Here is a 24,534-nt window from a genome sequence, read left to right on the forward strand (position 1 = left end):
TCGGTTCTCCTAAATGGACGCCGACGCAATGATCGAGGGGAGCACGCCCATGGGCCGCACGATCTTCGCCGCGTTCAGCCTGGCGCTGGGGCTGGCCGCCGCCGCTTGCGGGCAGGCCGAGGAAGGGGGAGCAAAACGTGGCGACGCGCTCGCCGTCGATAAGCCGCCGGCCTCGAGGCCGCCTCGCCCCCTACCCCAGCAGCTTGGTCTTCAGGATCTCGTTGACCGCTTGGGGGTTCGCCTTGCCCTGGGTGGCCTTCATCACCTGGCCGACGAACCAGCCCATCGCCTTGGGCTTTTCCTTGACCTGGGCGGCCTGCTCGGGATTGGCCGCGATCAGCTCGTCGACGACCGCCTCGATGGCCGAGGTGTCGGTGATCTGCTTGAGCCCCTTGTCCTCGACGATCTGTTCGGGATCGCCGCCCTCGGCCCAGAGGATCTCGAAGACCTCCTTGCCGATCTTGCCCGAGATCGTGTTCGCCGAGATGAGATCGACCAGCTTGCCGATCTGCTCGGCCGAAACCGGGCTCTCGACGATGGTGAGGCCCTCCTTGTTCAGACGGCCGAAGAGCTCGTTATTGACCCAGTTGGCGGCCAGCTTGGGATCGGTCCCGCCCTCCAGAACGGCCTCGAAATAGTCCGCCCGGTCCTTGTCGGAGACCAGCACGGAGGCGTCGTACTCCGACAGACCCAGGCTCTCGACGAGGCGCTTGCGCTTCTCCGCGGGCAGCTCGGGCAGGCCCGCCTTGATGCGCGCGACGAAGTCCTCCTCCAGCTCCAGCGGCAGCAGGTCGGGATCGGGGAAGTAGCGATAGTCGTGCGCCTCCTCCTTGGAGCGCATCGTGCGCGTGACCCCGGTGTTGGCGTCGAACAGGCGGGTCTCCTGGTCGATCGTCCCGCCCTCTTCCAGGATGTCGACCTGGCGGCCGGCCTCGTACTCGATGGCCTGCATGATGAAGCGCATCGAGTTGACGTTCTTGATCTCGCAGCGCGTGCCGAGATGGCTGAAATCGCCGCTCTCGCGGAAGCGCTCATAGGCGCCGGGCCGGCACACCGAGACATTGACGTCGGCGCGCAGCTGGCCCTTCTCCATGTCGCCGCCGCAGGTGTCGAGATAGCGCAGGATCGTCCTCAGCGTGCGCACATACGCCGCCGCGTCGGCGGGCGAGCGCACGTGCGGGCGCGAGACGATCTCCATGAGCGCCACGCCCGAGCGGTTGAGATCGACATAGGTCGCGTTCGGATCGAGATCGTGGATCGACTTGCCGGCGTCCTGCTCCATGTGGAGCCGCTCGACGCCCACGAGGAAGCGCGAGCCGTCGTCGCGCTCGCACTCGATCTCGCCCTCGCCGACGATCGGGTGCTCGTACTGGCTAATCTGATAGCCCTGCGGCAGGTCGGGATAGAAATAGTTCTTCCGGTCGAAGCGCGAGCGGCGATTGATCTTCGCGTTGAGGCCGAGCCCCGTGCGCACGGCCTGCTCCACGCAGAACTTGTTGATCACCGGCAGCATGCCCGGCATCGCCGCGTCGACGAGGCTGACATGGGTGTTCGGGGCGCCGCCGAATTCCGTCGAGGCGCCGGAGAACAGCTTCGCCTTCGACTTGATCTGGGCGTGGACCTCCAGCCCGACGACGATCTCCCAGTCGCCGGTGGCGCCGTTGATGACGTAGCGATGCTCGGCTTCGGCGGTGTCTGTGACGGCCATGAGGATGCAGTCCCGGTCTCGATTGTCTCGAAGCGCGTTTCTTCGGTCGAACGCGCGGCCGGGTCAAGGCGGGTGACGTCCTGCGGCGGCTGCGCGGTCGTTCACGTGGCCATGACGCCATCATCGCCTGTCATCGCCGGGCTTGTCCCGGCGATCCAGCCTCTTCTGGATGGCCGGAACAAGTCCGGCCATGACGAATGCGCGCAATGTGAACCCACTTGCCGCAGTCGCGCCGGCTCCCCTCATCTCACTTCTCCCCTCCGGGAGGGGAGAAGGGACGTAAACCTCGCGCCCTTCTCTCCAATAGAGACGCCAAGCGCCCATCCTTCGAGGCCCGATCCCCTCATCCAGAGGTGCGACCCCGGCCTTGAGCCGGGGGAGCCTCGAACGAGCAGGGGATCGGGCGCCTCAGGCTGAGGCGAGCGGCGAGGCGAAGACTCCGTTCGCCCGCTACGCGGTCTTCACCACCACCGCGCCGATGCGGTCGCCGGACTCGACGAGCTCGTGGGCGCCGACGGCGTGCTCGAGCGGGAACACCGCCGAGACCGGCAGCTTGAGCGCGGCCTCGTTGAGCGCGCTGGTGATGTCGTGGACCGCCGCGGCGCGCTGCTCCGGCGTCGCGTTGAGCACGAGGATCGGCTGGATGCGCACATTCTTCTGCATCAGACGGTAGATCGGGACCGTCGGCTCGCGTTCGGCCTCGGAGCCGTAGACGGCGACGACGCCCTGGTTGCGCATGATCTCGACGGTGGTCGGCAGATTGCCGCCGAACTCGACCTCGACGAGATGGTCGACGCCGGTTCCCCCGGTCGCGGTCATGACCGCGTCGACGACGTCCTGGCGGCGATAATCAATGGCGAGATCAGCGCCGGCCGCGTAGGCCGCCTCGGCCTTCTCCGGGCTGGAGATCGTGGCGAGCACCTGGCCGGCGCCGGCCCATTTCGCCAGCTGGATCGCGGCCTGGCCGACCATGCCCGCCCCGCCGGTCACGAGCACGGTCTCGCCCTCGACGGGTCCGTTGCAGAAGACCGCGCGGTGGGCGGTCATCGCCGGGACGCCGATCGCCGCGCCCTCCTCGAACTCGACATGGTCGGGCAGCGCGACCGCGTTCTCCGCCGGGACGGCGCAGACTTCCGCGCAGGTTCCCCGCGCCCGGCGCGCCGCCGCGCCGTAGAGCCAGACGCGTTCGCCGATGCGGCCCGGCTCGACGCCCTCGCCCACCGAGCGGATCACGCCGGCGCCGTCGGAATGCGGCGTCTGGCGCTTGAAGATCATCGGGCCGCGCTTGCCCGCGCGCATCTTCACGTCGACGGGATTGACCCCGGAGGCGTGGACGAAGACGGCGACCTCGCCCGGGCCGGGCTCGGGCGGATCGACCTCGCCCAGGGTGAGCACGTCGGCGGCCGGGCCCTGCTCCTCGTACCAGATCGCCTTCATTGCTCGTCCCGTTCGTCGCCGTCGGCCATGCGGTCGATCGCGGCCTTGAGGCGCGCGAAAAAGATCACGTTGAGGATGCCCAGACCGCCCGCGACCAGCAGCGTGATCCCGATCGCGGTCTGCAGCCCGCCCTCGCCGAGCCGGCCCGAGGCCAGCAGCGAGCCGAGAATGGCGACGAGGCCGAAGCCGATCATGATCAGGCGGCGGGTCATACGTCAGGCTTCCCCTCAATCGTCCGCGTCGCTCCCCCGCGAACAGGTTCGGGCGGATGCATCCATTCCTGAAACCCTGCCTCCCATTCGGTCGGACGGGCGTTCACTTCACCCCACCCCGGCCCTCCCCTCAAGGGGAGGGATTCAGCTCCGGCCGACGCGACGAGCTTACGCGCCTTCGATGTCACTAAAGCCCTCCCTCCCCTTGATGGGGAGGGTCGCGAGCGCAGCGAGCGGGGTGGGGTGACGACCGAGGGGCGCTCTACGCTCGCCCCCCACCCGGCCGGACCTTCGGTCCGTCCACCCTCCCCGCGGAGGGGGAGGGAGGGCGCGCGTCGCAACTGACGCCTAGCGTATCAAGCCGAAGCGAGGGTGGCGGTCACGACCCAGGCCGCGCCGAAAACGATCAGCGAGAAAGCGAGGAGGTCGTAAGTCTCGTTTCGCAGAAGCGGGTTTTGTAGCGAAGCAGACCGTATCCCTCTTCCTCCAAAAGCGGAACGCGCCAGCGCCTTCTTCTTCTGAAGCATCCAGCTGAACAGCGTCACGACTGCAGAGAGAGCGAATGGGCTCACCACCCAACCGGAACCAATTGGCGATTCCTCGCCAATAGTAGCGTCGACCATGAAACCGGTCGCCGCGATGGCGATCGCCAATAGCGCGGCTCGAAGGCCGTCCGCCGCCTCATCAGCTCTGCTTGAACCATTCGGCGTCCAGTCACGACGCCTAATCGGGCAAATGACCAAGACAAGCACGATTACAAAGTAAATGACTACGACAAGCGCCACCCAGCACCAATTGCTTATAACGAAACTCACCACCGCGCCGAAGACGACTGAAGCGACCGCAATACCGAAATAACGCCACCAATCACACCAAAGGCTCGCCAACGGGGTGGAACATTTCTCGGTATAGACCTTGCGCAACCCTACCCCCACCACTTCTCCGGCCTGGCGTCGAAGCCCGCGGCGTCCTCGAGCGCGGCGGCGACGGAGAACATGGTCTCCTCGTCGAGCGCCCTGGTGATCACCTGCAGGCCCAGGGGCAGGCCCTGGCCGTCAAGCCCGGCGGGCACCGAGATCGCGGGAACGCCGGCGATGTTCGCCGTCACCGTGAAGATGTCGTTCAGGTACATCTCGATCGGGCTGGCGTCGGCCTTCGAGCCGATCGGGAAGGCCGCGCTCGGCGTCGTCGGCGTCAAGAGCGCGTCGACCTTCCCGAAGGCGGCGTTGAAGTCCTCGAGGATGCGCCGGCGCACCTTCAGCGCCTTGAGATAATACGCGTCGTAATAACCCGCCGAGAGCACGTAGGTCCCGATCAGCACCCGGCGCTGGACCTCGTGGCCGAAGCCCGCGCCGCGGGTCTTCTCGTAGGTGTCGATCAGGTCCTCGCCCTCGACGCGCGCGCCGTAGCGCATGCCGTCGAACCGGGCGAGGTTCGACGAGGCCTCCGCCGGGGCGATGATGTAGTAGGCCGGCAGGGCGTATTTCGTCAGCGGCAGCGAGACGTCGACGATCTCGGCGCCGGCGGCCTTGAGCCACTCCACGCCCTCGGCCCAGAGCTTCTCGATCTCGTCGGGCATGCCGTCCATGCGGTATTCCTTCGGCACGCCGATGCGCAGGCCCTTCACGGACTTGCCGACGGCGGCCTCGAAATCGGGAACCTCGCCGGGATGGCTGGTGGAGTCCTTCGGGTCGTGGCCGGCCATCTCGCGGGTGAGGATGGCGCTGTCGCGGACGGTCTTCGCCACCGGACCCGGGTGATCCAGCGACGAGGCGAACGCCACCGCGCCCCAGCGCGAGCAACGCCCGTAGGTCGGCTTCACCCCAACGAGCCCGGTGAAGGCCGCCGGCTGGCGGATCGAGCCGCCGGTGTCGGTGCCGGTGCCGCCGTAGGAGATGCCCGCCGCGACCGCCGCCGTCGAGCCGCCCGACGAGCCGCCGGGCACGAGGTTTTCGCTCGAGCCCTTCGCCCGCCAGGGATTGACCACCGGGCCGGTGCAGGCGGTCTCGTTCGACGAGCCCATGGCGAACTCGTCCATCGCGGTCTTGGCGAAGAACACCGCCCCGGCGTTCCAGAGATTGGCCGAGATCGTGGACTCGTAGGTCGGCGTGAAGCCCTTGAGGATGTTCGACGAGGCCGTCGTCTCGACGCCCTCCACCGCGAACAGGTCCTTCATCGCGACCGGCACGCCCTCGAGCGGACGCGCTTCGCCCTTGGCGATGCGCTCGTCGCTGGCCATCGCCATGGCCAGCGCGCGCTCGCGGTCGATCACGCAGAAGCAGTTGAGATCCGGCTGGGCGGCCTCGGCGGCGTCGACGACGAAGTCGGCGAGCTCGACGGCGGTGAAGTCTTTCTTCTTCAGGCCCTTGGCGGCCTCGACGAGCGTCAGGGAGGCGAAGTCGGTCATGTCTACTCCACGCTCTTGGGCACGACGAAGAAGCCCTCTTCGGCCTTCGGCGCGTTCTTCAGCACCTGGTCCTGGATCTCCCCGTCGGTGACGGCGTCATCGCGCATCGGCAGCGGGGTGGTCAGCGGCGTCGTCATCGGCTCGGCGTCGGCGGCGTCGACCTCGGCGAGCTGGTCGATCCAGTCGAGAATGCCGTTGAGCTCCTCGGTGAGCTTCTCCAGGCGGTCGGCCGGCTCGGCGATGCGCGCGAGCTGCGCGATGCGCCGGACGTCGTCTTGCGTGACGGACATGACAGGCTCCGGTTTTCGGGGCGGATTCCGAAGCGCGTGCGTAGCAACGGCGGGGGGAACGCGCAAGCTGGGAGGGTTGCTGCTTCGCTTCTCTCATCGAGCATCGTCAATCCCGAGGCCGCGGGCTGTCGGGACCCAGAGATCGAATGGCGCAGCGCGCACTCTCTGGGTTCCCGCCTTCGCGGGAATGACGACAGCGGGGGAGGAAGGGGCGAGACCGCCCCCCCTTCCCTCGCCGGCCGCGGCGGCGTACATCGCGGCCATGCTCTTCATGAACCCCGCCCATCTGCCGCCCGGCCCGCTGATGGCCGTCGATCCCGGTTCGAAGACGCTGGGGATCGCGGCGTGCAATTCCGACCGCACGGTCGTCACGCCGGTGACCACCATCAAGCGGGTGAAGTTCACGAAGGACGCCGAGGAACTCCTGCGCCTCTACGACGAGCGCAAGTGCGCCGGGCTCATCGTGGGCCTGCCGCTGCACATGGAGGGCGGCGAAGGCGGCCGGGCGCAGTCGGCGCGCTCCTTCGTGACGAACCTGCTGCGCGTGCGCGACATCCCCGTCGCCTTCCAGGACGAGCGCCTGTCGACGGTCGCCGCCGAGGATCGCCTCATCGAGGCCGAGATCCCGGCGGGCAAGCGCAAGGACATGATCGACGCCGAGGCGGCGGCGGGCATCCTGCAGGCCGCGCTCGACCAGATCGCGGGCGCCTCGGAGTCCGACATGGGCTACAAGTTTTGACGCCGGTCTTCGACGCGCTGGTTCCGATCTTCGGCGTGATCGGCATCGGCTGGGCGCTCAGGAAGTCGCGGCTCGTGCGCCTCGAGCTGTGGCCGGGCGTCAACCGCCTGTCCTACCAGGCGCTGCTGCCCGCGCTCCTGTTCTCGGTGATCTCGACGGCCGATTACGCCGGCCTGCCCGCCGGCCCCTTCCTCGCCGCGGCCGTGCTCGGCTTCGCCTCGATGGGCGCGATCGCGCTGGCCTTGAAGCCTCTGCCCGTGGACGGGCCGGCCTACACCAGCCTGTTCCAGGGCGCGGTGCGCTGGAACGGCTTCGTGCTGCTGGCGCTGGCGCTGTCGGTCTTCGGCGAGGAAGGCGCCGCGCTCGCCGCCCTGGTCTTCGCGCCGACCGTGCCGCTGATCAACGTGATGTGCGTGGCCGTGCTCACCGTCTGGGGCGCGAGCGAGACCAAACCCGACATCCGGCGCGTGACCATGCGCATCGTCACCAACCCGCTCATCCTGGCCTGCCTGGCCGGCGCGGCGGCCAATGCGCTCGGCTGGTTCCAGACCGGGCCGATCGCCGACACCGCCGCGCTGGCTGGACGCGCCGCCCTGCCGCTTATCCTCTTGGCCATCGGCGCGGGACTCGACTTCTCCGCGCTCAGGGCCCGGCCGCGCCTGCTCGCGCTCTCGGTGACGCTCAAGCTGATGGTCGCCCCGGCGATCTTCTACGGCATCGGGACCCTGCTCGGCGTCGAAGGATTGGCGCTGGCCGTGCTCACCGCGATCGGGGCGACGCCCGGCGCGGCGGCCTCCTACGTGCTGGCGAGCGAGATGGGCGGCGACGCCCGGCTGATGGCCGGCCACGTCACCGCGACCACGCTGATCGCCTTCGCCACGCTGCCGTTCTGGGTGTGGATCGCGACGGGCTGAGGCTCAGTCCACGCCGACCACGTCACTGCGGCGCTCGAGCAGCAGCGTGTCGCGCCAGCGCCCGGCGAGCGGGCCGTAGCCCATGCGCCCGACCCGTTCGCGCCGCCCCACGACCCGGAACCCGCAGCGCTCGTGCAGTCTCACCGAGCTCTCGTTCTCCGGGAAGATGCCCGCCTGCAGCGTCCAGATGCCCTCCGCCTCCGAGGCGGCGACCATGGCCTCGAGCAGCGCCTTGCCCACGCCCCGGCCGCGGGCGGCCTTGCTCACATAGACGGTGACCTCGCCGATCCCGCCATAGACGCAACGGTCCGAGACCGGGCTCAGGACCGCCCATCCCAGCACCGCGCCGTCGTCCTCGGCGACGAGCCGCGGAGCGGCCATCTTGCTCGCGTCGAATTCGTTCCAGTCGGGCGGCTCGGATTCAAAGGTGGCGTGACCGGTCTCGACGCCCTCGGCGTAAATTGCCAGCACCGCATCGGCGTCGGTTTCGCGCATTTCGCGTATCCGCATGATCCGCGCGCCCTTGCTCCGATTCCCCGCGCCGCTTATACCGCCGCGACGCCCTCGCGGGGAGGCCTGATGCCGCGCGCGACCTTCAGCTACGACTTTCCCCATCGGAACCTGCTCTCCGTCGGCGACCTCAATCCGCTGGACGTGCAGATGCTGTTCGACCGGGCGGGCGAGCATTTCGAGCGCAACCGCACGCGCGACAAGAAGCTCGACAGCCTGCGCGGGCTCACCCAGATCAACCTCTTCTTCGAGCCGTCGACGCGGACGCAGGCGAGCTTCGAGCTGGCCGGAAAGCGTCTCGGCGCCGACGTCGTCAATTTCTCGGCGAGCAGCTCTTCGACGAAGAAGGGCGAGAGCCTGGCCGACACGGCGGGCACGCTGGCGGCGATGCGGCCCGACCTGCTGGTCGTGCGCCATTCCAGCCCGGGCGCGGCGGCCTTCGTCGCCGACATCGCCGGGGTGGCGACCGTCAACGCCGGCGACGGCGCCAACGAGCATCCCACCCAGGCGCTGCTCGACGCCTTCACGCTCACGCGCCGCTGGGGCGAGATCGGCGGCCGGCGCATCGCCATCGTCGGCGACATCCTGCACTCGCGCGTCGCCCGTTCGGCGGTCGGGCTGTTCAATCTGCTCAACGCCGCGGTCCGGCTGTGCGGGCCGGCGACGCTGCTGCCCGACGACGCCGACCGCTGGGGCGCGACGGTCTTCCACGATCTCGACCGCGCCGTGGAAGGCTGCGACGCGGTGATGGCGCTCCGCATCCAGCGCGAGCGCATGGCGCCGGGGTTGATCCCGTCCGAGCGCGAGTACCACGCGCTCTACGGGCTGACCCATGACAAGCTGGAGACCGCGCGGCCCGACTGCCTCGTCATGCATCCCGGCCCGATGAATCGCGGCGTCGAGATCGACTCCGCGCTCGCCGACGATCCCGAGCGCTCGCTCGTGCTGGAACAGGTCGAGTGCGGCGTCGCCGTGCGCATGGCGATCCTGGAGATGCTCGCCGGCCGCGCGCCGAACATGCGCTGGTCGGACGCGGAGGACTGACCCATGAGCGGCGTGCTCATCAGGGACGGGCGCGTGATCGACCCCGCCTCCGGGTTCGACGAGACCGCCGACGTGCGCATCGCCGACGGCGTGATCGTCGAGATCGGCGCGGGCCTCGAGGCGGAAGCCGGCGAGGAGATCGTCGATGCGACCGGCCGCGTCGTCGCCCCGGCGCTGATCGATCTGAGGGCGCGCGCCTGCGAACCCGGCGACGGCGCGCCCGAAAGTCTCGACGTCACCGCCCGCGCCGCGGCGGCGGGAGGGATCGGCACGCTCGTCCTCGCGCCCGACAGCGGCGACGGCGTCCGGCGTCCCGAGGACATCGAGCTGATCGAGGCGCGCAGTCTCGCCCTGCCCGTGCGCGTGCTCGCGGCCGGGCTGGCCGTCGACGGCGCCGGGCTGGCCGAGATCGGGCTGATGCTGCGCGCCGGCGCGGCCTATGTCGGCGACGGCGGCGCCCCGATCGCCGACGCCGGGCTCGCGCGCCGCGCGCTCGCCTACGCCGGCGGTTTCGACGCGTGGGCGAGCCTGCGCCCGGAGGAGGCCTCGCTGGCGACGGGAAGCGTCGCTCACGAGAGCGACATGAGCGTGCGGCTCGGGCTCGCGGTCCGGCCCGGCGTCTCCGAGGCGATCGCGGCGAGACGCGACGCCGCGCTCGCCGAGCTGACCGGCGCGCAGCTGATCTTCGACCGAGTCACGACCGCGGCCGGGCTCGACCAGGTGCGCGCGGCGCGGCGGCAGGAGCTGGAGGTGGCGGCGACCGCGCCGGTCACCCACCTGATGTTCAACGCGGTCGACGCCGGCGGGCTCGATCCGCGCTATCGCCTCGATCCGCCCCTGCGCGGCCAGGCCGACCGGGAGGCCCTGATCGCGGCGATCGCCGACGGAACCATCGACGCCGTGGTGTCCGACCACGCGCCGGTCCCCGCCGAAGCGAAGGACCAGCCCTTCGCCGAGGCCGCGCCGGGATCGGCCAATCTCGAGGCGCTGCTGCCGGCGCTTTGCGCGCTGGTCGCCGAGGGGCGCCTCGATCTCGTCGACGCGCTGAGGGTCGTCACGTCCGGGCCGGCGGACATCCTTGGCCTCGAACAGGGCCGGATCGCAGAGGGAGCCCCTGCGGATATCCTCGTCTTCGATCCCGACGCGCCCAACGTCTATGGAAAGCACGGCCTCGTGAGCCGCGCGCCCAGCGCCTTCGAGGGCCGGCGTCTGCACGGCCGGGTCTTGCACCTTTTCGTCGAAGGCGCGATCATTCTGCAATCTGAGGATTGATCGATGACGGACGGTCTCGTTCTCGCCATCGCCGCGATCGGCGGCTACCTGCTCGGCTCGATCCCGTTCGGCCTCGTGCTCGTGAAGCTCGCCGGCCTGGGCGACGTCCGCCAGCAGGGCTCGGGCAATATCGGCGCGACCAACGTGCTGCGCACCGGGCGCAAGGATCTCGCGCTCGCCACCCTCGTCCTCGACGCCGCCAAGGCCGGGATCGCCGCTGCGATCTTTGGCTGGGTCTTCGGGACGACGGCCGGGCTCGTCGCCGGCGGCGCGGCCTTTCTCGGCCACTGCTTCCCGGTCTGGCTCAAGTTCAACGGCGGCAAGGGCGTGGCGACGTTTCTCGGCGTTCTGCTGGTCGTCGAATTTCCTGTGGGCTTCCTGGTCTGCATGACCTGGCTCGGAACCGCGCTGCTCTTCCGCATCTCGAGCCTCGCCGCTCTGGTCGCGGCAGCCGCCGCGCCGCTGCTGGCGCTGGCCTTCTCGCGGCCCGACGTCGCCCTGCTGGCGGTCTTCCTCGACGCCCTGCTCTACTGGCGCCACAAGACGAACATCGCCCGGCTTCTCCGCGGCGAGGAGCCGATGATCGGCGCGGGCAAGGCGTGAAGCGCGCGGCGCTCGCGCCCGCGCAACGCACCGACTGGCTTCGTCTCGCCCGCACGTCCGGCGTCGGGCCGGTCACCTTCGCCGGCCTGATGGACCGCTTCGACACGCCCGAAGCCGCCATCGAGGCCCTCCCACGCCTCGCCCGCCGGGGCGGCCGCGTCGATCCGATCCGCATCGTCTCCCGCGCCGCGGCCGAGGACGAGATCGCCGCGGTGGAGGCCGTCGGCGCGCGCCTGCTCTGCGCCTGCGAGCCGGACTTTCCTGCCCTGCTCGCCGCGATCGACCCGCCGCCGCCCGTCATCAGCGCGCGGGGGGCGCTCGACGCGAACGCGCAGCCGGCCTGCGCGCTCGTCGGCGCGCGCAACGCCTCGGCCGTCGGGCTGCGCTTCGCCGGCGATCTCGCCCGCGGGCTGGGCGCGAGGGGCGTCACCGTCGTCTCCGGCCTCGCCCGCGGCGTCGACGGAGCCGCCCACGCCGGGGCGCTGGAGACCGGCACGATCGCCGTCCTCGCCGGCGGGATCGACCAGATCTACCCGCCCGAGCACGCCGAGCTGCACGCCGCCATCGGCGAAACCGGCCTGCTGGTGAGCGAAAGCCCGCCCGGCCATGTCGCGACCGCCCGCGATTTCCCGCGCCGCAACCGCCTCATCTCCGGTCTGTCGCTCGGCGTGGTCGTCGTCGAGGCCGCCGAGCGTTCCGGCTCGCTGATCACGGCGCGGCTGGCCGCCGAGCAGAACCGCGAGGTGATGGCCGTGCCCGGCTCGCCGCTCGATCCGCGCTCGAAAGGGACGAACCGCCTCCTGCGCGACGGCGCGGCGCTGATCGAAAGCGTCGACGACGTGCTGGCGATCCTGGAGCAGGGTCCGCGCCCGCAGGCGGCCGAACCGCCCGGCGACGCCTACGACGCCGAACCGCCTGAACCGAACATCGATGCGGAGGCCGACGACGTCCGCGAACGCATCGTCGCGCTGCTCTCGCCATCGCCGGTCTCCCGCGACGAGCTCGCCCGCGCAGCCGGCGCGTCGCCGCGCGCGGTCATGGCCGCGCTGGTGGAGCTGGAGCTCGCCGGACGCTGCGAGATCCAGCCCGGCGGCATGGTGCGGCTGGCCTACCCGTCAGGCGACTGATCGGCGTCGCCACCCGCCCTGGTCTCGCTCCAGGGGCCGAGGCGGCCTTCCTGGTCGACCAGCTTGGCGGCCGCCTCCAGCATTGCGCTCGAGTTCGGCAGGTCGGCGGCGAGCGCCAGCTGCGCCATCGATTTCAACGCGTCGGTCAGATAATCCGCCGCCTCGCCGGGTTCGTGAGGCGGCTCCCCGAGATGATCAAGGGCATCGGTCATTGTCGGCCCCCGCGCCGATCTTGATGCAATCTAAAGATGATCCATATGCTGATGCGGCGATTCCGGCAAGCCGGCGCGTTCGTGTTGACTTGCCGCAGGGGCTACACCACGTTCCCCCGCCGCCCCTGCGGATCGGCCGCCGGGCCGCCTTTTCGAGTGGTTTCCATGCATCTCGTCGTCGTCGAGTCGCCCGCCAAGGCCAAGACCATCAACAAGTATCTCGGTCCGGACTACACCGTTCTGGCGAGCTTCGGCCACGTGCGCGACCTGCCGCCGAAGGACGGGTCGGTGCGGCCCGACGAGGATTTCGCGATGAGCTGGGAGATCGACTCCCGCTCGGCGCCGAAGGTCAAGGCGATCGCCGACGCGCTCAAGGACGCCGACAAGCTCATCCTCGCCACCGACCCCGATCGCGAGGGCGAGGCGATCTCCTGGCACCTGCTGGAAGCGCTGACCAAGCGGCGCGCGCTCAAGGACAAGCCCGTCGAGCGGGTGGCGTTCAACGCCATCACCAAGAAGGCCGTCCAGGAAGCGCTCGCCCATCCCCGCCAGATCGACATGGAGCTGGTGGAGGCCTATCTCGCCCGCCGCGCGCTCGACTACCTGGTTGGCTTCACGCTCTCGCCGGTGCTGTGGCGCAAGCTGCCCGGCGCGAAATCGGCCGGACGCGTGCAGTCGGTCGCGCTGCGCCTGATCACCGAGCGCGAATCCGAGATCGAGGCCTTCGTCCCGCAGGAATACTGGTCGGTCGAGGCCGACGTCGCCGCCGGCGGCTCGCAGCCCTTCCGCGCCAAGCTCGCCCGCTTCGAGGGCGAGAAGATCACGCGGCTGACCATCGGCGAGGAAGCCCGGGCGCGCGCCGCCGAGACCGCGATCCGCGAGGCCGATCTGGCGGTGGCCTCGGTCGAGGCCAAGCCGACGAAGCGCAACCCGCCGCCGCCCTTCACCACCTCGACGCTGCAGCAGGAGGCCGCGCGCAAGCTCGGCTTCGACGCCCAGCGCACCATGCGCACCGCCCAGCGTCTCTATGAAGGCGTCACGGTGAACGGCGACACGGTCGGCCTCATCACCTACATGCGGACCGACGGCGTGACGATGGATCCCGGCGCCGTCGCCCAGGCGCGCGACGTGATCGGCGAACGCCACGGCGCGGACTACGTGCCCGAAAAGCCGCGCGCCTATTCGTCGAAGGCGCGCAACGCCCAGGAGGCCCACGAGGCGATCCGGCCGACCAGCTTCAAGCGCCAACCGGGTTCGCTCAGCCTCGATTCCGACCAGGCCCGGCTCTACGAGCTGATCTGGAAGCGCGCCGTGGCGAGCCAGATGGAGAGCGCCCGGCTCGAGCGCACGACCATCGACCTGGAGAACGCCGACAAGTCGCTGGCCCTGCGCGCGACCGGCTCGGTGGTCACCTTCCCTGGCTTCTTCGCGCTCTACCAGGAGGGCCGCGACGACGAGGAGGAGGAAGGCGAGTCTCGCCTGCCCAAGGTCGCCCAGGGCGCCTCGGCCGAAGCGCTCAAGACCTTCGCCGAGCAGCATTTCACCCAGCCGCCGCCGCGCTACACCGAGGCCTCGCTGGTCAAGAAGATGGAGGAGCTCGGCATCGGCCGACCTTCGACCTACGCCTCGATCCTGACCGTGCTGCGCGACCGCGAATACGTGCGCATGGAGGACAAGCGCTTCGTGCCCGAGGACAAGGGGCGCGTGGTCACGGCCTTCCTCGAGAACTTCTTCCATCACTATGTCGAGTACGACTTCACCGCCGATCTGGAGAACCAGCTCGACAAGGTCTCGGCCGGCGACCTCGACTGGAAGGAGCTGCTGCGCCGGTTCTGGGCCGAGTTCTCCGCCAGCGTCGACGATATCGCCGATCTGCGCGTCGGCGAGGTGATCGCGGCGATGAACGAGGCCCTCGCCCCGCTCATCTTCCCCGAGCGCGAGGACGGCTCGGATCCGCGCATCTGCCCCAAGTGCAATGTCGGCGAGCTGTCGCTGAGGCTCGGCAGGCACGGCGCGTTCGTGGGCTGCTCGAACTATCCCGACTGCCGCTACACGCGCCCGCTCGGCGGCGCCGACACGCCGCCCCAGGCCGACGGCGACGGCGCGCTCGGCGCGCACCCCGAGACCGGCGAGACGGTCTATCTCAAGGACGGCCGCTTCGGGCCCTATGTCGAGATGGCCGTCGAGGGCGCCGACAAGCCCAAGCGCTCGTCGGTGCCCAAGGGCTGGGACCCCGCCGATGTCGATCTCGACAAGGCGGTGATGCTGATCAACCTGCCGCGCCAGCTCGGCCGGCATCCCCAACACCCCGACTCCGAGGATCAGATCGAGGCGGGCATCGGGCGCTACGGCCCCTTCGTGCGCTACGGGAAGATCTACGCCAATCTCGATAATGTCGAAGATGTTTTCGAGATCGGGCTCAATCGCGCCGTGACCCTGATCGAGGAGAAGAAGGCCAATCCGCGCGGCCGCGGCGGGCCGACCCCGATCAAGGAGCTGGGCGAGCATCCCGACCAGGGCGGGCCGGTCCAGGTGATGAAAGGGCGTTACGGCCCCTATGTGAAGCATGGCAAGGTGAACGCCACGCTGCCCAAGGACGTTGATCCCGAGGCCGTCACCATGGAGCAGGCCGTCGAGCTGATCGCGGCCAAGGCCGCCAAGGGCGGAGGCAAGAAGAAGGCCCCTGCGAAGAAGAAGGCGGCGACGAAGAAGAAGACGAGCACGAAGGCCAAGTCCGCCAGTTGAGCAAGGACCCCTACGCCGACGCCGGATTCACGCGCGAGGCGCTGATCGAGGCGATCAAGCTCGGCGACGGCCGGTTCTCCAAGCGCGAGCTCGCCCGGGCGCTGTCGCTCAAGGGCGATCAGCGCGTCGCGCTCAAGCAGGCGCTGAAGGATCTCGAGACCGAGGGCGTGATCACGCGTACGCCGGAGAAGGCCTACGCGCTGGCCGGCCGGCTGCCCAAGGTCACCGTGCTCGAGGTCGTCGACCGCGATGTCGACGGCGAGCTGCTGTGCTCGCCGACCAAGCAGAAATACGCCGGCCCGCCCATCCGGCTCGCCCCAGGCGAAGGCGAAGGCGCGCGCGGCTCGGCCGCCGTCGGCATCGGCGACCGGCTGCTGGCGCGGCTCGCCCGGCTCGACGACGGCAGCTACGAGGCCCGCATCATCAAGCGGCTGGGCCAATCGGCGCACCGGATTCTTTGCGTGCTCCGCAAGCCCGGCGACGAGCGCACCGCGCGCCTGTCCCCCGTCGACCGGCGCTCGAAATACGAGCTCGTCCCCGCCCGCGGCGAGACCCGCAAGGCCGAAGACGGCGATCTCGTCATCGCCCGGCTTTCCCATGAGCGGCGCCACGGCCTGAAGATCGCCGTCATCGAGGAGGTCGTCGGCTCGGCGGATTCCCCGCGCGCGGGCTCGATCATCGCGCTGGAGGAGCACGGCGTGCCGACCGGCTTCGCCGACGCCGAGCTGAAACAGGCCGAGCAGGCCAGGCCGGCGAAGTTGGGCAAGCGCGTCGACCTGCGCGACACGCCGCTCATCACGATCGACCCGGAGGACGCCCGCGACCACGACGACGCGGTCTGGGCCGCCCCCGACGACGATCCGAAGAATGCGGGCGGCTGGATCGTCATCGTCGCGATCGCCGACGTCGCCGCCTATGTGACGCCGGACTCGCCCCTCGACCGCGGCGCGCTCAAGCGCGGCGTCTCGGTCTACCTGCCCGACCGGGTCGTGCCGATGCTGCCCGAGCGGCTGTCCAACGATCTGTGCTCGCTGCGCGAGGGCGAGGAGCGGCCCTGCCTGGCCGCGCGGATGGTGTTCGACAAGCAGGGGAACAAGCGCGGCCACACCTTCCTGCGCGGCTGGATGCGCTCGGCGGCGAAGCTCTCCTACACCGAGGCCCAGGCGGCCATCGACGGAAAGGGAACCGGCAAGGCCGAGACCCTGAAGAAAGCCGTGCTCGAGCCGCTCTGGGGCGCCTACGCCGCGCTCAAGGCCGCCCGCGACCGGCGCGAGCCGCTGGAGATCGACAGCCCGGAGCGCAAGATCCGCATCGCCGAGGACGGCTCGGTGACCGGCGTCGAGGTCAAGCAGCGCTTCGACGCCCACAAGCTCATCGAAGAAATGATGATCCAGGCCAATGTCGCCGCCGCCGAGGCGCTCGAGGCCAAGCGCACGCCGCTCATCTACCGGGTTCACGACGATCCCTCGGCGGAGAAGATCGACAGCCTCGCCGAGTTCCTGCCGAACGTGGGCCTGAAATGGGCGAAGGGCGAGCGGCCGACGCCCAAACGCTTCAACCGCCTGCTTGAGAGCGCGCGCGGGACGGACCACTACGAGACCGTCAACGAGGTGGTGCTGCGCAGCCAGTCGCAGGCGATCTACGACACCGACAATCTCGGCCATTTCGGTCTCAACCTGGATCGCTACGCCCATTTCACCTCGCCGATCCGGCGCTACGCCGACCTCACCGTCCACCGCGCGCTCATTCGCGCCTACGGCCTCGGCGATGATGGCCAGACCAACGAGGAACGCTCGGCGTTACAGCAGATCGCCGAGGACACCACCGCCAACGAGCGCCGCGCCATGGCCGCCGAGCGCGACGCGGTGGACCGCTTCATCGCCGGCTATCTGGCCGACCGGGTCGGCGGCGAGTTCGCCGGCCGCATCACCGGCGTGACGCGCTTCGGCGCGTTCGTGCGCCTGCACGAGACCGGCGCCGACGGGCTGTGCCCGATCTCGCAGCTGGGCGACGAGTATTTCCGCCACGAGGAGCACGCCCACGCGCTGGTCGGCGAACGCACCGGCGGCGTCTATCGCCTCGGCATGGCCGTCACGGTGAAGCTGCGCGAGGCCACGCCGGTCACCGGCGGGCTGCTGTTCGACATCCTGACGCCGCCGGAATCGGGTACGACCATCCCGCGCAAGCGCGACAAGTCGGGCAAGGGCGGAAAGCGCGGCGGCCCGCGCCGGCGCGACGGGAAACGAGGACGGCGACGCAAGAAGTGAAGCAGGCGAAATCGAACGATCCGCCCGGAACCAGACGGCTGCGCCCCAAACTCGCGGCCTCCCTCATTCTCACGCGCACGCGCGCGGGCGGCGAAGTCGAGCTGCTGCTCGGACGCCGCTCGGGCGGCCATGTCTTCATGCCCCGCAAATACGTGTTCCCCGGCGGCCGGGTCGATCGCGGCGACGGCTTCGCGCCGCTCGCCACGGAACCCCGGGAACCGGTCCGCGCCGTCCTCACCCGCGCCATGAGCGAACGCCGGGCCCGGGCGGCCGCCGCCGCGGCGCTGCGCGAAACCGCCGAGGAGACCGGCCTGCTGATCGCCGAGCCTGCGCGGATGGATTCGCCGAAACCCGCCTGGCGCGCCTTCGCCGAGGCCGGCGCGGCGCCGGCGGCGGACGCGCTCGACGTCGTCGCGCGCGCGATCACGCCGCCGGGCCGGCCAAGACGCTTCGACGCCTGGTTCTTCCGCACGGACGTCGAGCGCGTCCACGGCGAGACCGAACCCGTCGCCTCCGAAGAGCTCGACGACCTGCGCTGGGTGAGTCTCGACGAGGCCCACGGCCTCGACATTCCGATCATCACCCGCTTCGTGCTCGAGGAGCTCAAGCGGCGGACCGCCGACCCGGAAGCGCCCGTGAGGTGCGCGCGCGTGACCCGAAAGGGACCGCGCTTCGACGAGATATGAGATCGATGACGCGACGCCGCGGCGACGCGCGGCTATAAGCCGGTCATGATCCGCGCCTTCCTCACCGACGACGCGCATGCGCGCACCCGATCGCTCTCCGCGGCCATCCTGTGCGCGGCGCTGGCGGGATGCGGCTTCGGCCTGCTGATGCCGCTCATCGCGCTCAATCTCGAAGTCATGACGGGATCCGGCGCGGTGGTCGGCGCCAATGCGGCCATGGCGGCGCTGTCGACCGTCGTCGCCACCCCGATCATCCCCGCCCTGCTCGCCCGCCTGCCGGCGCGACGCGTCGTCATCGCGAGCGCGCTTCTGACCGGCCTCGGCCTGATCGCCTTTCCCGCCATGCGCGACGTCACGGCCTGGTTCGTCATTCGCTTCCTGATCGGCCTGACCGTGACGGTGGTCTTCGTGGCCAGCGAGACGTGGATCAACCAGCTCGCCAAGCCGGACCGGCGCGCCAGCCTGCTGGCCGCCTACGCCACGGTGCTGTCGGCGGGTTTCGGCTCGGGCGGCGTGCTGCTCGCTGTCCTCGGCGCGGAGGGCTGGCTGCCCTGGCTCGCCGGCGCGGCGATCTTCTTTCTCGGTGCGATCCCGATCGCAGTGCTGAAGGGGCCCGGCCTCGAGCCGCCCGACAAGGCGGACGCGGGACCGCGGGCGATCCTGCGGGCGGGCCGGCTGACGCCGGCGGCGATCCTCGCCGGGCTCGTCTTCGGGGCGCTGGAGACCAACATCTTCGGGCTGTTCCCGGTCTACGCCGAGCGGCTCGGCCTGTCGGTGCCCGCCGTCGGCCTGCTGGTCGCCGTCGGCGCGCTCGGCGCCATCGCGCTGCAAATCCCGATCGGGCGCTTCGCCGACCGCATCGGACGCCTCGAGGCGCTGCGCCTGATCGCGGTCGCCAGCGTCGTCCTGCCGATCGCGATCCTTCTGGCCGGCGCGTCCAAGCCCCTGCTCTTCCCGCTCGTCTTCGTCTATGTCGGCGTCGCCGGCGGCTTCTACACCGTCGGGCTTGCGCGGATCGGCGAACGGCTGAGCGGCGGGGCGATGGCGACGGCCAACGCCGCCTTCATCTTCGCCTACGGCCTCGGCTCCCTCGTGGGGCCGCCGATTTCGGGCGCGGGAATGGACGCCTGGGACCCGCAGGGGCTGATGGCGGTGGCCGCCGCGCTGGCCGCGCTGTATCTTGTCGGAACATCGCCGATCGTGCGCCGCGATCGGCATTGACACCGGACCGCGCGCGAGTATGTTCGCGCGTCCGCAGCGCCGCATGAGCCGGCGCTTTCATGCTTGCACGGGTGCGCGACCATGGCCAAACCGACGACCATCAAGATCCGCCTCAACTCCACGGCGGACACCGGCTATTTCTACGTGACGAAGAAGAATGCGCGCACGATGACCGAGAAGCTCGTGCTCAAGAAGTACGACCCGATCGCGCGCAAGCATGTCGAGTTCAAGGAAGGCAAGATCAAGTAGCCTTCCCCGGCCGCGTCGCCGGCGGTTTTCAACTCCGATGCATCGACCGTGAAAGGCCGCGTCCTACGCGGCCTTTTCCTTTGCGGCCACGACCAGATTCCGTCCGCCCGCCTTGGCGTCGTAGAGCGCCGCGTCGGCGCGATCCATCAGCGTCTCGGCCGTGTCGCCGGCGACGGCTTCCGCCACGCCGGCGCTGACGGTGACCTCGAGCGGATCGCCCGTCGCCTTGGCGGTGAAGGGCTCGCGCGCGACGTGGGCGCGCACGCGCTCGGCGGCCTCCAGCGCGGTCTCCCGCCCCGCTCCGGCGAGGATCACCATGAACTCCTCGCCCCCGATCCGCCCGGCGATATCGACGGCGCGCAACTGCTCGCCCATGCGCTGGGCGAAGGCGGTGAGCACCTCGTCGCCGGCCTGATGGCCGTGGGTGTCGTTGATCGGTTTGAAGTGATCGATATCGATCAGGATGATGCTCAGCGGCGTCTGGTCCCGGTCGTAGGAATCCAGCGCCTGGCGCAGGCGCGAAATGACGTAGCGGCGGTTGGGCAAACCCGTCAGCGCGTCCGTCACCGCCATCTCGAGGCTCTCCTCGAGGCGGTCGCGCAGCTTGTCGGCGTAGCGGCGGCGACGCAGCTGGGTCCGGACGCGCGCGGCCAGCTCGCCGCCGTCGACGGGGCGGTAGACCACGTCGTTCACGCCGAGATCCAGCGCGCGAACCATGGTCTGGCGATCGTCGGGGGCGACGATGGCCAGGATCGGCAGATGCCGCGTCGCCGCGTCGGACCGCAGGCGCGCGCAGAGCCGCAGCCCGTCGAAGCGCGGCGAGGTCAGATCGATGAGAAGCATGTCCGCCTGACCGGCCTCGCGGACCGCGGCGGCCGGCTCGAGCACGGCGTCGGCGTCGAACGAGCGGGGCAGCTTCGCGATCAGCCGTTCCGCGACGGTCTCGTCCGGAGCCGACACGATGATCCGACCCGAAACGACCTCCCGGTCTTCAGGCTCGTCGGGATCGACACGGGCGCCGGCCTCGTCGCGCAGGCGCAGCTCGTCCATCACCACCTTGAGACGGAGCAGAGAGCGCACGCGGGCGAACAGCGCGATGTCGTCGACCGGCTTGGTCAGGAAATCGTCGGCGCCGGCCTCCAGGCCCTTGATGCGGTCGTCGCGCTCGTCGAGCGCGGTGACCATGATCACCGGCACGTGCCGGGTCGCGGGGTCGGACTTGAGACGCCGGCAAACCTCGAAGCCGTTCAGCCCCGGCATCATGATGTCGAGAATGATGAGATCCGGATCGGTCGTGCGCGCGAGCTCCAGGCACTGCTCGCCGTCGGCGGCCAGGGTGACCTCGAAATACTCGGCGCTCAGCCGCGCTTCGAGCAGACGCCTGTTGGTTTCGTTGTCGTCGACGACGAGGATGCGCGCGCTCATCCTCGCACCCCCTATTCCAGAAACTTCTTGAGCGTCTCGATGAAGGTCGAGACGGTGATGGGCTTGGACAGATAGCCCTCGCAGCCGCCCTCGCGGATGCGCTCCTCGTCTCCCTTCATGGCGAAGGCCGTCACCGCCACGACCGGGATCGAGGCCAGCTCGGCGTCATTCTTGATCCACTTGGTGACGTCCAGGCCCGAGACCTCGGGCAGCTGAATGTCCATGAGGATCAGATCCGGCTTGTGCTCACGCGCGAGCTCAAGCGCCTTGAGGCCCTCGCGCGTCTGCACGGTCTCGTAGCCGTGCGCCTCGAGCAGATCATGAAAGAGCTTCATGTTCAGCTCGTTGTCTTCAACGATCAGAACTTTCTTGGGCATGACCTGCAGCATGGTGACCGCGCGCTCTCCCCGTGGCCCCGCCTTTCCGGCTCGGGCTCTTGACCATCCACGGACCACTAAACCCTATCTTCCTTAATCAAGGATGAGTCGCCGGCTTCCGCGGCGTCGCGGAACAAGATAGGAACCGATGGCGTGGAATCCATCACACGGAGGTCGCGGCGCGATGCGCCTCGGGGTTGATCTCGGCGGCACGAAAATCGAGGCGGCGGCGATCGACGCCGCCGGCGCGATCCGCGCACGCCGCCGCGTCGCTTCGCCGCAGGACTACGACGCCAAGATTCGCGCGATCGGGGAACTCGTCGCCGCGATCGCGAACGAGGCCGGCCTGTCCGACGCCCCGGTCGGCGTCGGCCACCCCGGTTCGATCAACCCGCGCACGGGATGCGTGCGAAACGCGAATTCGACGGACCTCAACGGCCGGCGCCTTAACCAGGATCTGGAAGCGGCGCTGGGCCGGCCCGTGCGCTGCGCCAACGACGCCAACTGCTTCGCGCTGTCCGAGGCGCGCGACGGCGCGGCGGCGGACGCCCGCATCGTCTTCGGCGCAATCCTGGGCACCGGCGTCGGCGGCGGCGTGGTCGTCGACGGTCGCCTGCTCTCCGGCGCCGACTTCATCGCCGGCGAGTGGGGTCATGCCGGCCTGCCCTGGGCGCGACCGGACGAGACGCCCGGCCCGGCGTGCAAATGCGGCAAGCGCGGCTGCGTCGAAGCCTGGTGCTCGGGGCCCGCGCTTGTCGCCGATTACGTCCGCGCCGGCGGACAGGCCGAGTCCGTCGAGGAAATCGTCGAAGCCGCATCGGCCGGGGATTCGCTCGCGCGGGACGCGCTCGCCAGGCATCGCGACCGACTGGCGCGATCGCTGGCGACGGTCGTGAACATCCTCGATCCCGAGGCGATCGTGCTCGGCGGCGGGCTGTCGAACCTGCCCGGCATCGCCGAGGACCTGAACGCGCGCCTCGCCGACTGGGCCTTCACCGACGAGCTGCGCGTCGATGTACGCCGCAACGCCCACGGCGATTCCTCGGGCGTGCGCGGGGCGGCGTGGCTCTGGCCCGCGCCGGGAGAAGCCGGGTCATGACCGCCTGCGCCCCGGGCTGGTGCCGCGACTGCTTCGCCGCGGTCGACTCGGGCGATCCCGCCTGCCCGTCCTGCCGCAGCCGGCGGCTGGCCCGCCACGCGGAGATCAACGCGTTGTCGGTCGCCCATCTCGACTGCGACGCCTTCTACGCCGCCATCGAAAAGCGCGACGATCCGGGCCTCGAGGACAAGCCGGTGATCATCGGCGGCGGGCGACGCGGCGTCGTCGCGACGGCGTGCTACGTCGCCCGGCTCTACGGCGTGAAGTCGGCGATGCCGATGTTCAAGGCGCTCAAGGCGTGTCCGGACGCCGTCGTCATCCGTCCGCGCATGGAGGTCTACGCCGAGGAAGGCCGGCGTATCCGCCGCCTGATGGAGGACGTCACGCCGCTCGTCGAGCCGCTCTCGATCGACGAGGCCTTCCTCGATCTCTCCGGCACCGAGCGACTGCACGGCGCGCCCCCGGCGCTCACCCTGCTCAAGCTGCAGCAGCGCATCCGCGACGAGGTCGGCGTCACCGTCTCGATCGGGCTCAGCTACAACAAGTTCCTGGCCAAGACCGCCTCCGACCTCGACAAGCCCGACGGCTTCGCTTCGATCGGCGAGGCCGACGCGCCGGCCTTCCTCGCCGCCCTGCCGGTCAGCGCGGTCTATGGCGTGGGTCCCGTCTTTGCGAAAAAGCTCGAAGCCGAGGGCCTGCGCACGCTCGCCGACGTCCTGAAGCTCGACGAGCGCGAGATGATGAAGCGCCACGGCGAGGCCGGCCTGCGCCTGCACCGCCTCGCCCGCGGCGAGGATACGCGCAGCGTCAGCCCGCAGCGTGATCGCAAGAGCGTTTCCGCCGAGACCACGTTCGACGCCGACATCGCCGAGGTCGAGGCGCTCGAGACCCGGCTCTGGCCGCTGTGCGTGAAGGTCGCCGACCGGATGAAGAAGGCGGGGCTCGCCGGCCGCGTGGTGACGCTCAAGCTCAAGACCGCCCAGTTCCGCACGCTGACGCGCCGGCGCACGCTGCCCGAGGCCGCCCAGCTCGCCGACACGCTGTTCCGGATCGGGCGCGAGATGCTCGCCCGGGAGAAGCCCGGCGTGCGCTATCGGCTGATCGGGATCGGCTACGGCGCGCTGGAGACCGCCGGCGGCGACGCGATGGATCTGCTTGATCCCGACGCGTCCCGGCGGGCGGCGGCCGAACGCGCCATGGACGCCGCGCGCGAGAAATTCGGCGGCGACGCCGTCATCAAGGGCCGCATGCTCAAGCGCTGAGGCCTATTCCGTGGCGAAGGCCGGATCGACGCGCCGGTCCTCGATCACCGCGCCGCGGGCGGCGATCTCGGCGTCGTGGGCGGGCTCGCGCCAAGGTTCGGCGAGCGCGTCGGCCTCCCACTCCCGCATCGAGGGCAGATCGAGCAGGCGTTCGGCGTAGGCCGCGGCCGTCTCGCCCAGCGCCAGCCCGTAGCCGCGCACGCGGAAGGCGACCGGCGCGTAGAAGGCGTCGACGGCGCCGAAGGTCTCGCCGCACAGGAACGGTCCGCCCCAGCGGTCGAGACCTTCCGACCAGAGTTCGTCGATACGGGCGAGATCCTTCGTCAGCGCCGGCGACGTCTCGGCGAGCCGCACGCGAACGCCCACCGACATCGAGCAGTGTTCGCGAAGCGCCGGGAAACCCGAGTGCATCTCGGCGGCCGCACAGCGCGCCCAGGCCCGGGCGGCGGCGTCCTTGGGCCAGACGCCGGCGTGACGCTCGGCGAGATACTCCGCGATCCCCAGGCTGTCCCAGACCTTCCAGGCGCCGTCCTCCAGGCAGGGAACCATCCCGTTCGGGGAGAAGGCGCGGAACATCTCGAAGCTCGAGCCCTCCGGATTGAAGGGGTGAAGCCGCTCCTCGAACGCGATGTGGCGCTCGCGCATCAGCGCCCACGGCCTCAGCGACCAGGAGGAGTAGTTCTTGTTGGCGATGTTGAGGACGTACATGGACTGGCTCCGCGGCCGGA

General features: G+C 70.0%; 24 protein-coding genes. 13 read left to right on the forward strand and 11 right to left on the reverse strand.

The genetic code is table 11. The features are described 5' to 3' along the window. Nucleotides 1-190: 190 nt before the first annotated feature. The 6 genes from gatB to gatC form a co-directional block, all read right to left on the reverse strand. The gene (gene gatB, locus DDZ18_RS11835; protein ID WP_109253615.1) at nt 191-1,708 is read right to left on the reverse strand and encodes an Asp-tRNA(Asn)/Glu-tRNA(Gln) amidotransferase subunit GatB; all 1,518 of its coding nucleotides are present in this window, start codon (nt 1,706-1,708) and stop codon (nt 191-193) included. 450 nt (nt 1,709-2,158) lie between these two features. Continuing rightward, a complete protein-coding gene (locus tag DDZ18_RS11840; RefSeq protein ID WP_109253616.1) occupies nt 2,159-3,145 on the reverse strand; it encodes an NADPH:quinone reductase in 987 nt (328 codons plus the stop codon). Continuing rightward, complete coding sequence (locus DDZ18_RS11845) at nt 3,142-3,357, reverse strand: hypothetical protein (protein ID WP_109253617.1); 216 nt, start codon at nt 3,355-3,357, stop codon at nt 3,142-3,144. The genes DDZ18_RS11840 and DDZ18_RS11845 overlap by 4 nt, the downstream gene beginning before the upstream one ends. 356 nt (nt 3,358-3,713) lie before the next feature. Further along, nucleotides 3,714-4,280 (reverse strand): hypothetical protein, encoded by a 567-nt coding sequence (locus tag DDZ18_RS13805; RefSeq protein WP_146190670.1) that lies wholly within the window; start codon nt 4,278-4,280, stop codon nt 3,714-3,716. 2 nt (nt 4,281-4,282) lie between these two features. Continuing rightward, entirely contained in the window at nt 4,283-5,764 is a 1,482-nt protein-coding gene (gatA, locus tag DDZ18_RS11855; RefSeq protein WP_109253619.1) for an Asp-tRNA(Asn)/Glu-tRNA(Gln) amidotransferase subunit GatA, read from the reverse strand. A 2-nt stretch (nt 5,765-5,766) separates the two neighbouring features. Beyond that, nucleotides 5,767-6,054 (reverse strand): Asp-tRNA(Asn)/Glu-tRNA(Gln) amidotransferase subunit GatC, encoded by a 288-nt coding sequence (gene gatC / locus DDZ18_RS11860; protein ID WP_109253620.1) that lies wholly within the window; start codon nt 6,052-6,054, stop codon nt 5,767-5,769. A gap of 262 nt (nt 6,055-6,316) precedes the next feature. On the opposite strand from gatC, the gene ruvX reads away from it, so the two are divergent. Together ruvX and DDZ18_RS11870 are read left to right on the forward strand one after the other, a co-directional pair. Then, nucleotides 6,317-6,793 carry a Holliday junction resolvase RuvX gene (ruvX, locus tag DDZ18_RS11865; protein WP_109253621.1) on the forward strand — a complete coding sequence of 159 codons (477 nt, stop codon included), beginning with the start codon at nt 6,317-6,319 and terminating at the stop codon, nt 6,791-6,793. Next, a complete protein-coding gene (locus DDZ18_RS11870; RefSeq protein WP_109253622.1) occupies nt 6,790-7,707 on the forward strand; it encodes an AEC family transporter in 918 nt (305 codons plus the stop codon). Before ruvX ends, DDZ18_RS11870 begins: the two co-directional genes overlap by 4 nt. 3 nt (nt 7,708-7,710) lie before the next feature. Here DDZ18_RS11870 and DDZ18_RS11875 read toward each other — a convergent pair whose 3' ends face one another. Then, nucleotides 7,711-8,217, reverse strand: a complete 507-nt coding sequence (locus DDZ18_RS11875; RefSeq protein WP_109253623.1) for a GNAT family N-acetyltransferase — start codon at nt 8,215-8,217, stop codon at nt 7,711-7,713. Between the two features lie 69 nt (nt 8,218-8,286). Here DDZ18_RS11875 and DDZ18_RS11880 point away from each other — a divergent pair, with 69 nt between their 5' ends. Genes DDZ18_RS11880 through dprA form a run of 4 tightly spaced genes read left to right on the forward strand, consistent with a single transcriptional unit; the run spans nt 8,287 to nt 12,263 of the window. Continuing rightward, the gene (locus DDZ18_RS11880) at nt 8,287-9,261 is read left to right on the forward strand and encodes an aspartate carbamoyltransferase catalytic subunit (RefSeq protein ID WP_109253624.1); all 975 of its coding nucleotides are present in this window, start codon (nt 8,287-8,289) and stop codon (nt 9,259-9,261) included. 3 nt (nt 9,262-9,264) lie between these two features. Next, nucleotides 9,265-10,533 (forward strand): dihydroorotase, encoded by a 1,269-nt coding sequence (locus DDZ18_RS11885; RefSeq protein ID WP_109253625.1) that lies wholly within the window; start codon nt 9,265-9,267, stop codon nt 10,531-10,533. Nucleotides 10,534-10,536: 3 nt separating this feature from the next. Next, on the forward strand, nt 10,537-11,136 hold the full coding sequence (gene plsY, locus DDZ18_RS11890; protein WP_109253626.1) for a glycerol-3-phosphate 1-O-acyltransferase PlsY: 600 nt from the start codon (nt 10,537-10,539) through the stop codon (nt 11,134-11,136). Further along, entirely contained in the window at nt 11,133-12,263 is a 1,131-nt protein-coding gene (gene dprA / locus DDZ18_RS11895) for a DNA-processing protein DprA (protein WP_233245828.1), read from the forward strand. The genes plsY and dprA overlap by 4 nt, the downstream gene beginning before the upstream one ends. Here dprA and DDZ18_RS11900 read toward each other — a convergent pair. Then, the gene (locus DDZ18_RS11900; protein WP_109253627.1) at nt 12,245-12,475 is read right to left on the reverse strand and encodes a hypothetical protein; all 231 of its coding nucleotides are present in this window, start codon (nt 12,473-12,475) and stop codon (nt 12,245-12,247) included. The genes dprA and DDZ18_RS11900 overlap by 19 nt on opposite strands. Nucleotides 12,476-12,640: 165 nt before the next feature. Between DDZ18_RS11900 and topA the strand changes: the two genes are divergently transcribed. The 5 genes from topA to rpmG all read left to right on the forward strand — a co-directional run bounded on the left by topA (nt 12,641) and on the right by rpmG (nt 19,643). Continuing rightward, nucleotides 12,641-15,220 (forward strand): type I DNA topoisomerase, encoded by a 2,580-nt coding sequence (gene topA, locus DDZ18_RS11905; RefSeq protein WP_109253628.1) that lies wholly within the window; start codon nt 12,641-12,643, stop codon nt 15,218-15,220. After that, entirely contained in the window at nt 15,217-17,487 is a 2,271-nt protein-coding gene (gene rnr, locus DDZ18_RS11910) for a ribonuclease R (protein ID WP_109253629.1), read from the forward strand. The genes topA and rnr overlap by 4 nt, the downstream gene beginning before the upstream one ends. After that, nucleotides 17,484-18,173 carry an NUDIX domain-containing protein gene (locus tag DDZ18_RS11915; protein ID WP_109253630.1) on the forward strand — a complete coding sequence of 230 codons (690 nt, stop codon included), beginning with the start codon at nt 17,484-17,486 and terminating at the stop codon, nt 18,171-18,173. The genes rnr and DDZ18_RS11915 overlap by 4 nt, the downstream gene beginning before the upstream one ends. Before the next feature lie 45 nt (nt 18,174-18,218). Next, the gene (locus tag DDZ18_RS11920; protein WP_109253631.1) at nt 18,219-19,394 is read left to right on the forward strand and encodes an MFS transporter; all 1,176 of its coding nucleotides are present in this window, start codon (nt 18,219-18,221) and stop codon (nt 19,392-19,394) included. 81 nt (nt 19,395-19,475) lie between these two features. After that, entirely contained in the window at nt 19,476-19,643 is a 168-nt protein-coding gene (gene rpmG, locus DDZ18_RS11925; RefSeq protein WP_109253632.1) for a 50S ribosomal protein L33, read from the forward strand. Between the two features lie 63 nt (nt 19,644-19,706). On the opposite strand, the gene DDZ18_RS11930 is transcribed toward rpmG, so the two are convergent. Both DDZ18_RS11930 and DDZ18_RS11935 read right to left on the reverse strand, forming a co-directional pair. Next, the gene (locus DDZ18_RS11930) at nt 19,707-21,068 is read right to left on the reverse strand and encodes a PleD family two-component system response regulator (RefSeq protein WP_109253633.1); all 1,362 of its coding nucleotides are present in this window, start codon (nt 21,066-21,068) and stop codon (nt 19,707-19,709) included. 11 nt (nt 21,069-21,079) lie between these two features. Next, nucleotides 21,080-21,445: a response regulator gene (locus DDZ18_RS11935; protein WP_109253808.1), complete on the reverse strand. Its 366-nt coding sequence runs from the start codon at nt 21,443-21,445 to the stop codon at nt 21,080-21,082. A 184-nt stretch (nt 21,446-21,629) separates the two neighbouring features. On the opposite strand from DDZ18_RS11935, the gene DDZ18_RS11940 reads away from it, so the two are divergent. Together DDZ18_RS11940 and DDZ18_RS11945 are read left to right on the forward strand one after the other, a co-directional pair. Further along, the gene (locus DDZ18_RS11940) at nt 21,630-22,544 is read left to right on the forward strand and encodes an ROK family protein (protein WP_109253634.1); all 915 of its coding nucleotides are present in this window, start codon (nt 21,630-21,632) and stop codon (nt 22,542-22,544) included. Further along, nucleotides 22,541-23,806: a DNA polymerase IV gene (locus DDZ18_RS11945; protein WP_109253635.1), complete on the forward strand. Its 1,266-nt coding sequence runs from the start codon at nt 22,541-22,543 to the stop codon at nt 23,804-23,806. The genes DDZ18_RS11940 and DDZ18_RS11945 overlap by 4 nt, the downstream gene beginning before the upstream one ends. Nucleotides 23,807-23,809: 3 nt before the next feature. Here the strand turns inward: DDZ18_RS11945 and DDZ18_RS11950 are convergent, their stop codons facing one another. After that, nucleotides 23,810-24,514 (reverse strand): glutathione S-transferase family protein, encoded by a 705-nt coding sequence (locus DDZ18_RS11950; protein ID WP_109253636.1) that lies wholly within the window; start codon nt 24,512-24,514, stop codon nt 23,810-23,812. Between the last annotated feature and the right edge of the window lie 20 nt (nt 24,515-24,534).

Origin of the sequence: Marinicauda salina (assembly GCF_003122085.1) — a bacterium.
Taxonomy (GTDB): domain Bacteria; phylum Pseudomonadota; class Alphaproteobacteria; order Caulobacterales; family Maricaulaceae; genus Maricicauda_A; species Maricicauda_A salina.

Bases quoted from the DNA above. Each gene is read 5' to 3' on its own strand.
- DDZ18_RS11930 (WP_109253633.1), bottom strand. From the start codon at position 21,068: ATGAGCGCGCGCATCCTCGTCGTCGACGACAACGAAACCAACAGGCGT.
- DDZ18_RS11885 (WP_109253625.1), top strand. From the start codon at position 9,265: ATGAGCGGCGTGCTCATCAGGGACGGGCGCGTGATCGACCCCGCCTCC.
- DDZ18_RS11920 (WP_109253631.1), top strand. From the start codon at position 18,219: ATGATCCGCGCCTTCCTCACCGACGACGCGCATGCGCGCACCCGATCG.
- DDZ18_RS11940 (WP_109253634.1), top strand. From the start codon at position 21,630: ATGCGCCTCGGGGTTGATCTCGGCGGCACGAAAATCGAGGCGGCGGCG.
- plsY (WP_109253626.1), top strand. From the start codon at position 10,537: ATGACGGACGGTCTCGTTCTCGCCATCGCCGCGATCGGCGGCTACCTG.
- gatA (WP_109253619.1), bottom strand. From the start codon at position 5,764: ATGACCGACTTCGCCTCCCTGACGCTCGTCGAGGCCGCCAAGGGCCTG.
- gatC (WP_109253620.1), bottom strand. From the start codon at position 6,054: ATGTCCGTCACGCAAGACGACGTCCGGCGCATCGCGCAGCTCGCGCGC.
- DDZ18_RS11840 (WP_109253616.1), bottom strand. From the start codon at position 3,145: ATGAAGGCGATCTGGTACGAGGAGCAGGGCCCGGCCGCCGACGTGCTC.
- DDZ18_RS11875 (WP_109253623.1), bottom strand. From the start codon at position 8,217: ATGCGGATACGCGAAATGCGCGAAACCGACGCCGATGCGGTGCTGGCA.
- DDZ18_RS11845 (WP_109253617.1), bottom strand. From the start codon at position 3,357: ATGACCCGCCGCCTGATCATGATCGGCTTCGGCCTCGTCGCCATTCTC.
- DDZ18_RS11900 (WP_109253627.1), bottom strand. From the start codon at position 12,475: ATGACCGATGCCCTTGATCATCTCGGGGAGCCGCCTCACGAACCCGGC.
- DDZ18_RS11935 (WP_109253808.1), bottom strand. From the start codon at position 21,445: ATGCCCAAGAAAGTTCTGATCGTTGAAGACAACGAGCTGAACATGAAG.
- topA (WP_109253628.1), top strand. From the start codon at position 12,641: ATGCATCTCGTCGTCGTCGAGTCGCCCGCCAAGGCCAAGACCATCAAC.
- ruvX (WP_109253621.1), top strand. From the start codon at position 6,317: ATGCTCTTCATGAACCCCGCCCATCTGCCGCCCGGCCCGCTGATGGCC.
- DDZ18_RS11945 (WP_109253635.1), top strand. From the start codon at position 22,541: ATGACCGCCTGCGCCCCGGGCTGGTGCCGCGACTGCTTCGCCGCGGTC.
- DDZ18_RS11950 (WP_109253636.1), bottom strand. From the start codon at position 24,514: ATGTACGTCCTCAACATCGCCAACAAGAACTACTCCTCCTGGTCGCTG.
- rpmG (WP_109253632.1), top strand. From the start codon at position 19,476: ATGGCCAAACCGACGACCATCAAGATCCGCCTCAACTCCACGGCGGAC.
- gatB (WP_109253615.1), bottom strand. From the start codon at position 1,708: ATGGCCGTCACAGACACCGCCGAAGCCGAGCATCGCTACGTCATCAAC.
- DDZ18_RS11880 (WP_109253624.1), top strand. From the start codon at position 8,287: ATGCCGCGCGCGACCTTCAGCTACGACTTTCCCCATCGGAACCTGCTC.